The 13,287-nt window shown below is 64.6% G+C and carries 13 protein-coding genes; 10 read left to right on the top strand and 3 right to left on the bottom strand.

From position 1 onward, the window contains the following. The 7 genes from P1X14_RS09550 to P1X14_RS09520 form a co-directional block, all read left to right on the top strand. Positions 1 to 375 (top strand): 2OG-Fe(II) oxygenase (locus P1X14_RS09550; RefSeq protein WP_277315117.1); only part of this gene is annotated, 375 nt, incomplete at its 5' end. Further along, complete coding sequence (gene hslV, locus P1X14_RS09545) at positions 372 to 926, top strand: ATP-dependent protease subunit HslV (protein WP_277315116.1); 555 nt, start codon at positions 372 to 374, stop codon at positions 924 to 926. The genes P1X14_RS09550 and hslV, both read left to right, overlap by 4 nt. 94 nt (positions 927 to 1,020) lie before the next feature. Further along, positions 1,021 to 2,148 carry an FAD-dependent oxidoreductase gene (locus P1X14_RS09540; protein WP_277315115.1) on the top strand — a complete coding sequence of 376 codons (1,128 nt, stop codon included), beginning with the start codon at positions 1,021 to 1,023 and terminating at the stop codon, positions 2,146 to 2,148. Between the two features lie 90 nt (positions 2,149 to 2,238). Then, positions 2,239 to 3,528: an ATP-dependent protease ATPase subunit HslU gene (hslU, locus tag P1X14_RS09535; protein ID WP_277315114.1), complete on the top strand. Its 1,290-nt coding sequence runs from the start codon at positions 2,239 to 2,241 to the stop codon at positions 3,526 to 3,528. A gap of 152 nt (positions 3,529 to 3,680) precedes the next feature. After that, positions 3,681 to 4,304, top strand: a complete 624-nt coding sequence (locus P1X14_RS09530) for an outer membrane beta-barrel protein (protein WP_277315113.1) — start codon at positions 3,681 to 3,683, stop codon at positions 4,302 to 4,304. Positions 4,305 to 4,404: 100 nt separating this feature from the next. Continuing rightward, a complete protein-coding gene (locus P1X14_RS09525; protein WP_277315112.1) occupies positions 4,405 to 6,513 on the top strand; it encodes a S9 family peptidase in 2,109 nt (702 codons plus the stop codon). 98 nt (positions 6,514 to 6,611) lie between these two features. Next, positions 6,612 to 7,157, top strand: coding sequence for a hypothetical protein (locus P1X14_RS09520; protein WP_277315111.1), 546 nt, complete (start codon positions 6,612 to 6,614; stop codon positions 7,155 to 7,157). Between the two features lie 151 nt (positions 7,158 to 7,308). On the opposite strand, the gene dnaA is transcribed toward P1X14_RS09520, so the two are convergent. The 3 genes from dnaA to mutM all read right to left on the bottom strand — a co-directional run bounded on the left by dnaA (position 7,309) and on the right by mutM (position 10,324). Next, complete coding sequence (gene dnaA, locus P1X14_RS09515; protein ID WP_277315110.1) at positions 7,309 to 8,679, bottom strand: chromosomal replication initiator protein DnaA; 1,371 nt, start codon at positions 8,677 to 8,679, stop codon at positions 7,309 to 7,311. 440 nt (positions 8,680 to 9,119) lie between these two features. Continuing rightward, positions 9,120 to 9,383 (bottom strand): 30S ribosomal protein S20, encoded by a 264-nt coding sequence (rpsT, locus tag P1X14_RS09510; protein WP_169555620.1) that lies wholly within the window; start codon positions 9,381 to 9,383, stop codon positions 9,120 to 9,122. Between the two features lie 131 nt (positions 9,384 to 9,514). Further along, positions 9,515 to 10,324: a bifunctional DNA-formamidopyrimidine glycosylase/DNA-(apurinic or apyrimidinic site) lyase gene (gene mutM, locus P1X14_RS09505; protein WP_277315108.1), complete on the bottom strand. Its 810-nt coding sequence runs from the start codon at positions 10,322 to 10,324 to the stop codon at positions 9,515 to 9,517. A gap of 72 nt (positions 10,325 to 10,396) precedes the next feature. Here mutM and P1X14_RS09500 point away from each other — a divergent pair, with 72 nt between their 5' ends. Genes P1X14_RS09500 through ubiB form a run of 3 tightly spaced genes read left to right on the top strand, consistent with a single transcriptional unit; the run spans position 10,397 to position 13,187 of the window. Next, positions 10,397 to 10,855 carry a hypothetical protein gene (locus P1X14_RS09500; RefSeq protein ID WP_277315107.1) on the top strand — a complete coding sequence of 153 codons (459 nt, stop codon included), beginning with the start codon at positions 10,397 to 10,399 and terminating at the stop codon, positions 10,853 to 10,855. Between the two features lie 57 nt (positions 10,856 to 10,912). Beyond that, complete coding sequence (locus P1X14_RS09495) at positions 10,913 to 11,644, top strand: class I SAM-dependent methyltransferase (protein ID WP_277315105.1); 732 nt, start codon at positions 10,913 to 10,915, stop codon at positions 11,642 to 11,644. A 7-nt stretch (positions 11,645 to 11,651) separates the two neighbouring features. Next, positions 11,652 to 13,187 carry a 2-polyprenylphenol 6-hydroxylase gene (gene ubiB / locus P1X14_RS09490; RefSeq protein WP_277315104.1) on the top strand — a complete coding sequence of 512 codons (1,536 nt, stop codon included), beginning with the start codon at positions 11,652 to 11,654 and terminating at the stop codon, positions 13,185 to 13,187. The last annotated feature ends 100 nt before the right edge of the window (positions 13,188 to 13,287 follow it).

The following is a 13,287-nucleotide window of genomic DNA, read 5'->3' as shown; positions in this document are numbered from 1 at the left end:
GGCCCGCTGGTCGGCGCCGAAGGCCCGGTCGCCCAGACCCGCGTGGGCGGCGGCGACACGATCGGCTGGCACAACGATCTCGGCAATCCGCACCGCCGTCTCGCGATCATCGTCAACCTGTCCGACGATCCGTTCGAGGGCGGCGAGTTCGAGCTGGAGCATGTCCCCACCGGCACGATGCTCGCGCGGCATCGCCACACCGGCCCCGGCTCGACCCTGATCTTCACCGTCGCCAAGGGACTGCGCCACCGGGTCCTGCCGATCACCGCGGGCGGCCCGCGCCGCGTGTTCGCGGGCTGGTTCCTCGGCCCCGATCCGGTCCGCCGCATGGCACGATTGCAGGATCGAAACGGCCTACCCATATCCGCGGCATGAGCGGAAACAGCAACGCGTGGCACGGCACGACCATTCTCTCCGTGCGCAAATCCGGCAAGGTAGTGATCGCAGGTGACGGCCAGGTTTCGGCCGGCAACACCGTGATGAAGCCCAATGCCCGCAAGGTCCGTCCGCTTGGCGACGGATCGGTGATCGCCGGTTTCGCCGGCGCCACCGCGGACGCCTTCACCTTGTTCGAGCGGCTCGAGGCCAAGCTGGAGCGCTCCGGCGGCCAGCTGCTGCGCGCCGCAGTCGAACTGGCGAAGGACTGGCGGACCGACAAATATCTCCGCAACCTCGAAGCGATGCTGATCGTCGCCGACAAGGATGTGACTTTGGTGGTCACCGGAAACGGCGACGTGCTCGAGCCCGAAGGCGGCGTCGCCGCGATCGGATCCGGCGGTAACTTTGCCCTCGCCGCCGCCCGCGCGCTGGTCGATTACGAGAGCGATGCCGAGAAGATTGCCCGCTCGGCAATGAAGATCGCCGGCGAACTGTGCGTCTATACCAACGACCGCCTCACCGTGGAGACGCTGGACTCGGCGAACTGAGCCCGAAACAAACCGATTCGGACTCGTAACGACTCGCCTCTCCGCCCGGCTTCTGTGATCCTCCAGTCATGACCTGTCTTTGGGGGAAGACATCATGACCGGATCGCCGAACCTGCATCTTTCACGCCGCACGCTTGTCGCCGGCTTGGGCGCACTCGCCCTGCCCGGCTGCGCCCATTCGCGTGGCATGGGCCGCAAGGGCTGCTCGCCATTGCCGCCGGTGATCGTCGATCCTGCGCGGATCATCCGCCAGGCGGTCGGCTTCCGGCCCTATCGCCCCTCGGGCTTTGTCGTGCGGCGCGACGACGAACGTCTGGCGCCCAAGCGGCTGGTCCATAATTACGGGCATGGTGGCGGCGGGATCACACTGAGCTGGGGTTCGTCGAAGCTCGCGGTCGATCTCGGCCTGCCCGGCCATCGCGGGCCGGTCGCGGTGATCGGCGCCGGCGCGCTGGGCCTCACCACCGCGAAGCTGGTGCAGGAGGCAGGCTTCCCGGTCACCCTCTATGCCGCGGCGCTGCCGCCCAACACCACGTCGAACATCGCCGGCGGCGAATGGCACCCGGCCTTCGCCTATGATCCCGAAAAGGTAGATTTCGCCTTTCGCGGACAGCTTCGCGAGGCCTGCCGCTATTCGTACGAGCGCTTCCAGACGATGATCGGCGCCGATTACGGCGTGCGCTGGATGCGCAATCACGAAATGTCCGGCGATCCGATCGTGACCGAGGATGTCGACAAGATCATTTACGACATGCTCCCGCGCAACCGCGCGCTGCGCCAGAGCGAACACCCCTTCCCCTTCGCCCATGTCCGCAGCTGGGATTGTCCGATCGTCGAGACGCCGATCTTCCTTCGCGCGATGGTCCGCGATCTGCTGCTCGGCGGCGCGAAGTTCGTGGTCGGCAAGATCGAGGCCGCCGATCAACTGCGCAACCTCAGCGAGACGTTGGTGTTCAACTGCACCGGCCTCGGTGCCGCCGAACTGTTCGGTGACAAGGAACTGATCCCGGTGCGCGGCCAGCTGGTGATGCTCCAGCCGCAGCCCGAAGTGACCTACGCGATCCACGCGCCCGACGTGACCTATATGTTCTCGCGCAGCGATGCGATCATCCTGGGTGGCACTGCGGGCTTCAACGATACCAATCCGAACATCGTGCCCCAGCAGACGCTCGACATCCTCACCAAGCACCGGCGCGTGTTCGACCGGTTCCGCTGCACTTGATCCCCGGGGGGCCGCTCCCGATATCGCCCGTATCCTGAGGCCCGGCGTTCGTCCGGGCACGCATCCAGAGCGGGAAATATCGAAGCTCCAATGAACGAAAAACTTACCCCCAAGACCATCGTCGCTGCACTCGACGCCCACATCATCGGACAGAAGGACGCCAAGAAGGCCGTCGCCGTAGCGCTCCGCAACCGCTGGCGCCGCCAGCAGCTTTCGGCCGATCTGCGCGACGAGGTGACGCCGAAGAACATCTTGATGATCGGGCCCACCGGCTGCGGCAAGACCGAGATCAGCCGCCGTCTGGCCAAGCTCGCCGACGCGCCTTTCGTGAAGGTGGAAGCCACCAAGTTCACCGAAGTCGGCTATGTCGGCCGCGACGTCGAGCAGATCGCCCGCGATCTGGTCGAGGAAGCGATCCGGCTGGAGAAGGAACGCCGCCGCTCGGCGGTGAAGGACAAGGCCGAGGAAGCCGCGATGGGCCGCCTGCTCGACGCGCTGACCGGCAAGGATAGCAGCACCGCCACCCGCGAAGCGTTCAAGCAGCGCTTCCACGATGGCTCGCTCGACAATACCGAGATCGAGATCGAGATCGAACAGGCCCCGCAGATGCCGTTCGACGTCCCCGGCGGCGCGCAGATGATCAATCTGGGCGAGATGATGAAGGGCCTCACCGGCACCCCGCTGAAGCGCCGCAAATTGAACGTGCGCAGCGCATGGGAGAAGCTGGTCGAGGAGGAAGCCGACAAGCGGCTCGATCAGGACGAGGTCAGCCGCGTCGCGCTCGCCGACGCCGAGGCCAATGGCATCGTCTTCCTCGACGAGATCGACAAGATCGCGGTCAGCGACGTGCGCGGCGGCTCCGTCTCGCGCGAAGGCGTTCAGCGCGACCTGCTCCCGCTGATCGAAGGCACCACGGTCGCCACCAAGTACGGCCCGATGAAGACCGATCACATCCTCTTCATCGCCAGCGGTGCGTTCCACGTCGCCAAGCCATCGGACCTGCTGCCCGAACTTCAGGGCCGCCTCCCGATCCGCGTCGAACTGAAGGCGCTGACCGAGGAGGATTTCGTCGCGATCCTCTCCGACACCAAGGCCAGCCTGACCCAGCAATATGTCGCGCTGATCGGCACTGAAGGCGTCGGGATCGAATTCACCGAGGATGGCATCCGTGCGGTGGCGAAGATCGCCGCGGAAGTGAATGCCGAGGTCGAGAATATCGGTGCCCGGCGCCTGCAGACCGTGATGGAAAAGCTGCTCGAGGAAGTCAGCTTCGATGCCGAGGATCGCGCCGGATCGAATCTTGTGGTCGACGCCGCCTATGTCGACAGCCAGCTCGCCAGCATCGCGCGGAATACCGATCTCAGCCGCTACGTGCTGTAACAACAATGCAATAATTCACATCTGCGCAGGTGTGATAATTCGGTCACTTAAAGAACAAATATCCGCTGCACCGAAACTGCACAGTAATTCCACTCGCCAATGGATCGGCGCGCGGCTAATTCCCGCGCGCTTTTCCATGGGGAGGGACTCAAATGAACAAGTTTTTCGTTGCAACTGCCGCCACGCTTCTCGCCGCCACGCCTGCGTTCGCGCAGGATGAAGGTACCGCGCCCGAGGGTTCGGAATTCAACGGCGTCTCCGCCGTCGCGCTCGTCGGCATCGACGTGCTGACCATCCAGGAGAACAACGCCGCCGACACCACCCGCGGCCTGATGTATGGCGGCGCGATCGGTTACGATCACCAGGTCGGCAAGGTCGTGCTCGGCATCCAGGGCGAGATCACCAGCTCGCAGGCGTCGTACAAGGTCGACGGCCTGCTGGTCCCGGGCGATCGCTTCCGTTCGGAAGCGGGCCGCGATCTTTATGCCGGCATCCGCGTCGGCATGCCGGTCGGCCGCACCCTGCTCTATGTCGGCGGCGGCTATGTCAGCTCGCAGCTGACTTCGACCTACACCAGCGGTGCCACCACCATCGAGGAAACCGAGGACAAGGGCGGCTTCCGCGTCAGCATGGGCGCGGAAATCCAGCGCAAGAACGTCTTCGGCCGCATCGAGATGCGCTACCAGGATCTCGGCGACTATACCGTGTTCAGCTCGCCCACCGGCTTTGCGCGCACGCATACCGAGATCGTCGCCGGCCTCGGCGTTCGCTTCTGATGTGACAGGACCGGGTGCCTTCGGGCACCCGGTCCCTCTCGCCCCGGCGGTCGTGCCGTGCCAGACTTGGCGCACGAATCGCACCAAACGGGGTTCTTCCATGAAAAAGCTGCTTTGCGCCGCACTCTTCACGGCGCTGATCGCGCCCGCGGCAATCGCCCAGACGGCACCTCCCGTCGCCGCGAAGAAGGCGCATGAGGTCAAGGCGCCGCACGGCGCGACCCGCCAGGACGAATATTACTGGCTCCGCGACGATACGCGGAAAAATCCCGACATGCTGGCCTATCTCAATGCCGAGAACGCCTATGCCGATCTGGTGCTGGCCCCAACCAAGGCGCTGGCCGGCACCATTTATGACGAGATCGTCAGCCACATCAAACAGGACGACAGCAGCGTTCCCGTCCGCCGCCGCGGCTATTATTACTATACCCGCTTCGACACCGGCGCCGATTATCCGATCCTTGCCCGCCGCAAGGGAACGATGGATGCGCCCGAGGAGATCCTGCTGAACCAGCCCGAACTCGCCAAGGGCAAGAGCTTCTATCAGGTCCGTGGCTGGTCGGTATCGAAGGACGGACGCTATCTCGCCTGGGCCGAGGACCTGACCGGACGCCGACAGAATACGCTGAAGGTGAAGGATCTGCAGACCGGCGCGCTGCTCGCGGACACCGTCACCAATATGGAGGGCACGCCGACCTGGTCCGACGACGGCAAGATGATATTCTATGTCGACAAGGATCCGGTCACGCTGCTGTCGAAGCGGATCAAGGTGCATGTGATCGGCACCCCCGCCAGTGCCGACAAGACGGTGTATGAGGAGAAGGACGACAGCTTCTACATCGGCATCGGCCGCACCAGCGACGACAAGTTCATCTGCATCTTCATGCAATCGACGGTCAGCAAGGAGCAGAAATGCGCGCCGGCCGCGAAGCCGGACACCTTCACCTCGATCGCGCCGCGCCAGCGCGACTTCGAATATGCCGCCGATCATGTCGGCAATCGCTGGGTGATCCTGACCAACTGGAACGCGAAGAACTACAAGCTGATGGCCGTCGAGGACGCGCATGCCGCCCATGGCCGCGGGATGTGGAAGGATCTCGTTCCGGTCAGCGACGCGGTGTTCATCGAGGATTTCACGCCCTTTAACGGCTTCATCGCGATCGAGGAGCGTTCGGGCGGCAACAAGCGCGTGCGCATCCTGACCGATGCCGGAAAGTCGAGCTTCATCGATGCCGACGAACCCGCCTATACGATGGGCCTGAGCGGCAACACCGAAGTGGACACCCAATGGGTGCGCTACACCTATGACTCGCTGGTCACGCCCACCACCACCTACGAGACCAACGTCCAGACCGGCGAACGCCGCACGCTGAAGGTCCAGCCGGTGCCGGGTTACGACCCGTCCAAATACGTCACCGAACGCGTCTGGGCGACCGCGCGCGACGGGACGAAGATCCCGGTCAGCCTGGTCTATGCCAAGGGGTTCAAGAAGGACGGCACCGCCGCCCTCTATCAGGAAGCCTATGGCAGCTATGGCGCTTCGTCCGATCCCGGCTTCTCGGCATCCAACCCCTCGCTGCTCGATCGCGGCATGGTGATCGCCATCGCCCATATCCGCGGCGGGCAGGAAATGGGCCGCGCCTGGTATGACGACGGCCATCTGCTCAACAAGAAGAACAGCTTCACCGATTTCATCGACGTCACCCGCTGGCTGGTCGCCAATGGCTACTCGAAGAAGGGCCGCGTCGCTGCGATGGGCGGCAGCGCAGGCGGGCTGCTGATGGGCGCGGTCGCCAATATGGCGCCCGAGGATTATGGCCTGATCATCGCACAGGTGCCGTTCGTCGACGTGGTCACCACCATGCTCGACGCGTCGATACCGCTCACCACCAACGAATATGACGAATGGGGCAACCCGGCCGACAAGAAATATTACGACTATATGCTGAGCTACTCGCCCTACGATAACGTCGCGGCGCAGAATTATCCGGCGATGTTCGTCGGCACCGGCCTGTGGGACAGCCAGGTGCAATATTACGAGCCGGCCAAATGGGTCGCCCGCCTGCGCGCGAAGAAGACCGACAGCAACCCGCTGGTCTTCCGCGTCAATATGGAGGCCGGCCATGGCGGCAAGTCGGGCCGGTTCGAGCGGTACCGTCAGGAAGCCGAATGGACCGCCTTCATGTTCCAGACGCTGGGGGTAAAATAAGCACCGAAATCGCGATGCTTCCCCCAAATGGGGGACGGCATCGCGATGCGGCCATGCGATCCCTCACGGCAGGATGATCCGCAAGGGGGTGCAAGGTGATGGCCGTCATTTCTCGCAAGGGTGCCGCAGGCGCGGCCCTGTTGGCCGCAGCCTGTCTGTGGGGCACGGGGATTGCCCATGCGCAGATCACGCCCCCGGCCTCGCCCGCGAAAAAGTGCCGCCCGCTCACTGTCGATGTGCTGAAGGGGACGGTCAACGGCCTCGGTCCCGCCACGCCGCTTGCCAAGGTGAAGAAGAAACTGCCCTGCTTCACCGGCGGCACGCCCGAAGGCGACCTGTTCAACTATGGCGGCGGCTCATTCTATCGCGATCATAATCTCTACTTCTACACCTATCTCCGCTTCATCGAGGTCCGCGCGCCGTTCAACGGCACGACCTCGATTCCGGTGTTCGACCGCCCGCGCGCGATGGTGATGGACGCGCTGCGCCCGCTCGGCCGCGAGGAACGCCCGTTCTGGGGAACCGCGAACGACGAGTTCCTGACAATGGACTGGGGGTGCCTGCAGCTGATCTTCGCGGGAGATCGCGCGACGCATCTTCGCTTCTACACGCGCCCCTGCGGCTCGCTCTACAATCCGCGCTGAACTTGCAAATTCTCCCCCGGAGGGGAGGACGGCTGCCGAAGGCGGTAGAGGGTATCAACTTTCGACAGGTCCGGGGTGGAGGCGTGACCAATAGCGTTGCCCCGCTCTCGTCTCCTCCACCCCGCCCCCAGCCCTTGCGGGCGGGATAGGTTCAGGCGTTTTCCAGCTGCCGCATCAGCGTGCGCACGGCGCTGTCGATCTCGACGTCCTTGCCGCGCAGATCCTCGATCCGGCGCACGGCGTGGATCACCGTCGAATGGTCGCGGTTGCCGAACTTGCGCCCGATCTCGGGGAGCGAGCGAGTCGTCAGCCGCTTGGCCAGATACATCGCAATCTGGCGCGGGCGCGCGATCGCAACGGCGCGGCGTTCCGAAATCAGGTCGATCTGCTTGACCTCGAAGTGCGACGATACCGCGCGCTGGATCTCGTCGATCGTGATCCGGCGCTGCGTCGCGCGCAGCACTTCGCCCAGCGTCTGGGTGGCGAAGTCGATGGTGATCGCTTCGTCGTTCAGCTGCGCATAGGCGACCAGACGGTTCAGCGCGCCTTCCAGCTCACGAACGTTGCTGGTGATCCGCGCGGAAAGCAACTCGACCACTTCCTCGGGCATCGCGACCTGCGGCATCTCGTCCAGCTTGCGCTGCACGATCGCACGGCGAAGATCGAGTTCGGGCGGCTTGATGTCCGCGACCAGACCCGCGCCGAGACGGCTGACCAGCCGCGCCTCGAAGCCTTCCAGCGCCTGGGGCGCGCGGTCCGCTGCGATCACCAGCCGCTTGCCGCCGCCCATGAACTCGTTGACCGTGTGGAAGAATTCTTCCTGGGTCGCGTCCTTGCCGCCGATGAACTGCAGATCGTCGATCATCAGCAGATCGACCGAGCGCAGCCGTGCCTTGAAGCTGTGCGTATCCTTCGCGCGCAGCGCCTGGACGAACTCGAACATGAAGCGCTCGGCCGGCATATAGATTGCCGTCGCGTGCGGATTCGCGTCGAGGAACGCATGGCCGATCGCGTGCATCAGGTGGGTCTTGCCCTGCCCGGTGCTCGAATGGAGATAGAGCGGGCTGAACAGCGGGTTGCCCGAACCGGCCAGCGCCAGCGAAGCGTTGAACGCGACGCGGTTCGACGTGTCGGTCACGAATCGATCGAAGGTGAAGCGCGGCTCGAACGCCGGGCGCTCGCTCGGCGGCGCGGCGGGCGCGGCCAGCGTCTCGGCCTTCACCACGCGCTTGGCCGATTCGACCATCGTTTCCAGCGTGACGCTGCGCACCTGCGGCAGCACCGCCTTGAATTCGAGAAGCAGGCGCTCGGAATAGTTGTTCTTGACCCACTGGGTCATGAACGAGGACGGCAGGCCCAGGCGAATCGATTCGGCAGTGCTCTCGTCGATCAGCACGACCGGCTTCAGCCACTGGTCGAACAGCCGCTGGCCCGCAGAACGGCGCAGATTGCCACGCACATGCGTCCAGGCCTTTTCGACCGCGATCACGTCATTCGCTTCCAAGGCACGCACTTCCGCCATCTGAGAAATCACCCCTCCTGACCGCGGAACTCTCGCCCCTTCCGCGTCTGCACCGCTCGAGCACGACTTCTCCGTGGCCGGAATCACTCCCGGCGCGACAGCGTCGAAACTCGTCTGACCCGCGATGCGAACGCGCACCGGGAGGATCGTTTTAGGGAGGCTTTTCTGAGTCGCGCAAGGGCGGCGCGTGTAAAGAATCTGAAATAGATCGGTTGACTCGCCCGAACCCGCGGAAATCCGTCCAACTATTTTACAAATTACTGAATCTATTAGATTTTAATTGGTTAAAGTCACTCGGGACCGCTTACTATCTCTCGCGAATCGTTGGGATTCCGCGACTTAGCGGAAGAGCCTCGATTCGTTCCGCTTTCGCCAGTCCGAAACGCAAAAAGCCCCGCCGGATTTGGTCCGGCAGGGCATTCATTACGAAAAAGTTACGTTTATGCGAGCGCTTGAAGACGCTTGCTGAGACGCGAGAACTTGCGCGAAGCGGTGTTCTTGTGAAGCACGCCCTTGGCGACGCCGCGCGCCAGTTCCGGCTGCACGAATGCCATCGCGGCGGTCGCAGCGGCCTTGTCGCCGGCTTCGAGGGCCGATTCGGCCTTCTTCACATAGGTGCGGATACGGCTGACGCGCGCGCCATTGATCTCCGCGCGGCGCTCGTTGCGCCGGATACGCTTCTTCGCTTGCGGCGTATTCGCCATGCCGTGTCGTTCCTATGCTCAAAAATAGAAGGGCGCGGAACCATGTCCACGCCGGGAAAGGCAGGCCCCTTAGCGTCTGAGGCGATTCGGGTCAACGCCCTTTGCGGTGTGTGCCGGACTGAACGCGCCCGCTATTTCTGGCACCGCGGGCACCAGAAGGTCGAACGGCCGCCATCCACCCGGCGCTCGACCGTCCCGCCGCACGAGCAAGGCTCGCCTTCGCGCCCGTAAACCCGCCATTCCTTGGCGAAATAACCCAGCTCGCCATCGGGCCTCGCATAATCGCGCAGGGTAGAGCCGCCAGCGCGGATCGCGGCCTCCAGCACCTCGCGGATCGCATCGACCAGCACCGCCAGCGTTGCCTTGCTCACCTGTCCGCCGGGCTTTGTCGGCGCGATGCCCGCCATGAACAGCGCCTCGCACACATAGATATTGCCGAGACCCGCCACGATTCGCTGGTCGAGCAGAAGCAGCTTGATCGCCGCGATACGCCCGTCGAACGCCTTCGCCAGATGCGCGGCGGTGAAATCCGGCCCCAGCGGCTCGGGACCCAGCGCGGCAAAGGCCGGCCATTCGCCCAGCCTGTCGGTTCGCACCAGATCGACCGATCCGAATCGACGCGGATCGTTCAGCGCCAGCCGGTGGTCCGCAGTATCCAGCAGCAGATGATCGTGCGTCAGTATCTCCGCCGGATCGATTCGCCAGCGCCCGGACATGCCCAGATGGAAGATCATCGTGTCGCCGCGATCCGTCCCGATCAGCCCGTATTTCGCGCGCCGCCCCAGCCCTGTCACCCGCGCACCGGTCAGCCGCTGGCCCAGATCCTCGGGGAACGCACGGCGCAGATCGGCGCGGCGCAATGTCACGCGCTCTATGGTGTGCCCGTCGAGAACGGGTTCGAGTCCACGGACGGTGGTTTCGACTTCGGGAAGCTCCGGCATGCGCGCATGCCTAGCGAATTTTCGCGCGTGTCGAGCGGCAAATCGCTACTCTCGCGCAAAGGGAGGAGCCTGATGATGCGCAAGACGATGCTCGGTCTCGGCCTGGCGACGCTCGCTGCCTGTTCCGCCGCGCCCGGCAACGATACCGCCAAAGCGCCGGACGATGCCGCGATCCTGATCGCACGGATCAAGCCTGCCACGGTATCGGGCAAGAGCTGGACCCCGGCCGGCATCTCGCTCACCGCCAACGCATGGCGGTGGGCGGAGACAGGCGGGGAAAGCGGCGACCGCGAAGTCAGCCTGACCCCACGCGACCTGGTCAGCCCCAGCTCGGTCGAGCGCAACAGCGACTTCTGGGAAGTCCGCTTCAAATGCGCCAAGCCGGGCTGCATTTCGATCGAGGACAAGGGCGGCGAGGAGCAGGTGGATTCGATCTCATGGAAGTTCGCTGAAAAGGACGACGCCACCATCGCCGGCCGCGTCGCCAACGCGCTGCTGCTCGAGCACGGAGCGACGCGGCGCACATACTGATTGCGCAACTGCAGCACAGCATTTGCCCCGCCCTGCCCACCTCGCTAGAGCGACCCCATGTCCGACACTGTCTCCTTCGGCTACGAAGACATCGCCCGCGAGGAAAAGACCGCCCGTGTGGGCAAGGTCTTCTCGAACGTCGCCTCCAAATACGACCTGATGAACGACGCCATGTCGGGCGGCCTGCATCGCGTGTGGAAGGACCGCTTTGTCCGCCGGGTAAAGCCGCAGGCGGGCGAGCATATCCTCGACATGGCCGGCGGCACCGGCGACATCGCCTTCCGCATGGAGCCTTCGGGCGCGATCATCACGGTCGCGGACATCAACCCGGAAATGCTCGCGGTCGGCGTCGAACGCGCGGCGCAGCGCGGTCTCGACGAGATGGTCTGGTCCGAAGCCAATGCGGAGAAGCTCAGCTTCCCCGACAAGTTCTTCGACGCCTACACCATCGCCTTCGGCATCCGGAACGTGACCGACATCCCGGCGGCCCTGCGCGAAGCGCATCGCGTGCTCAAGCGCGGCGGCCGCTTCTACTGCCTCGAATTCTCGACCACGCAATGGCCCGGCTTCGCGCAGGTCTATGACGCCTATTCGCACCATTTGGTGCCGAAACTCGGCCAGCTGCTCGCCAACGATGCGGACAGCTATCGCTACCTGATCGAATCGATCCGCCGTTTCCCCGAAATGCCGGTGTTCGAAAAGATGATCCAGGACGCCGGCTTCGTCCGCACCCGGGTCGAACCGCTGCTCGGCGGGCTGGTGGCGATCCATAGCGGCTGGAAGATCTGAGCCACTCGTGACCGCACCCGCCGTCCATCTCTGGCGCCTGCTCAAATGGGGCCGCATCGTCGCACGCCATGGCGCGCTGCGCGGGATCGAGCGCGATCCGAATACGCCGAAGCCGGTCCGCCGTCTCGCCCGCATCGCCCGGTTCGGCGCGCGCGTGCCCGAAGTCGCACGCTATGCCGACGCCTTCCAGGAAATCGGCCCCGCCGCGATCAAGCTCGGGCAGACGCTCGCCACGCGGCCCGATCTGGTCGGCGAGGAAGCTGCGCACGATCTGCTCCGCTTGCAGGACGCGCTGCCCCCGGTTCCGTTCGACACGATCCGCGAGCGCATCCGCGCCGGCCTCGGCCGCCCCATCGAGGAACTGTTCCTCGAGATCGAGGAAGTCCCGATCGGCGCCGCTTCGATTGCGCAGGTCCACCGCGCCACCACCACCGATGGCCGCCGCGTCGCGGTCAAGGTGCTGCGCCCGGGCATCGAGAACGAATTCGCCAAGGCGATCGACACCTATGAATGGGCCGCAGCCCAGGTCGAGGCGATGGGCGGCGAAGCATCGCGCCTGCGTCCGCGCCTCGTCATCGAGACGTTCAAGCGCTGGACGGCACGCGAGCTGGACCTGCGCCGCGAAGCCGCCTCCGCGTCCGAACTCGCCGAGAACATGACTGCCGAGCCGGGCTATTATATCCCGGTGATCGACTGGCAGCGCACCACCGGCAAGGTGCTGACGCTCGAATGGCTCGACGGGATCAAGCTGTCGAACCGCGAGGCGCTGGTCGCTGCAGGCCACGACATGCACGATCTGGCCGAAAAGCTGATCCGCGCCTTTCTGCGCCAGGCGATCTCGGATGGCTTCTTCCATGCCGACATGCATCAGGGGAACCTGTTCGCGCTGCCCGATGGCCGCATCGCCGCAATCGATTTCGGCATCATGGGCCGGATCGATCGTCGTGCGAGGGTCTGGCTGGCCGAGATCCTCTACGGCCTGATCACCGGCAACTACAAACGCGTCGCCGAGATCCATTTCGAAGCGGGCTATGTTCCGCCGCACCACAATGTCGCCGAGTTCGCGACCGCCCTGCGCGCCGTCGGCGAGCCGATGCGCGGGTTACCGGTGAAAGAAATGTCGGTCGGCTCGATGCTCGACGGGCTTTTCAACATCACCCGCGATTTCGACATGCAGACCCAACCGCATCTCCTGCTGCTGCAGAAGACGATGGTGATGGTCGAAGGCGTCGCACGCGGACTCGATCCCGATATCAATTTGTGGGAATCCGCCGCGCCCTTCATCCGCGAATGGATCCGCACCGAGCTGGGGCCCGAGGCCAAGATCGCAGACCGTCTGGTCGAGGATGTCCGCACCCTCGCCCGCCTGCCCCAGCTGATCCGCAACATCGAGCGCCACTACCCGACACCGGGCGGCGCCCCGCCCGCCCCGCCGCTCAAGGAGATCGAGCGCATCCGCGTGATCGGCGGCTGGCGCTATGTCGCGGTTGCGGTGCTGGCGGCGGTGGCGAGTTCCGCCGCGACGATCTGGCTGTTCGGCTGAGCCGCCAAATTCACACCATTATCGACTGAATCGGACTCGATCCTCGTTGACGCGGTGACCCGCCTGCGAAACGATCCCGCCACTGCACCGGGGGGAGGCA

The sequence above is a fragment of the Sphingomonas sp. AOB5 genome (assembly GCF_029433115.1).
GTDB lineage: Bacteria > Pseudomonadota > Alphaproteobacteria > Sphingomonadales > Sphingomonadaceae > Sphingomonas.
Note: the sequence above shows the minus strand (reverse complement) of the source record. Positions and strands in the feature narration are given on the sequence as shown.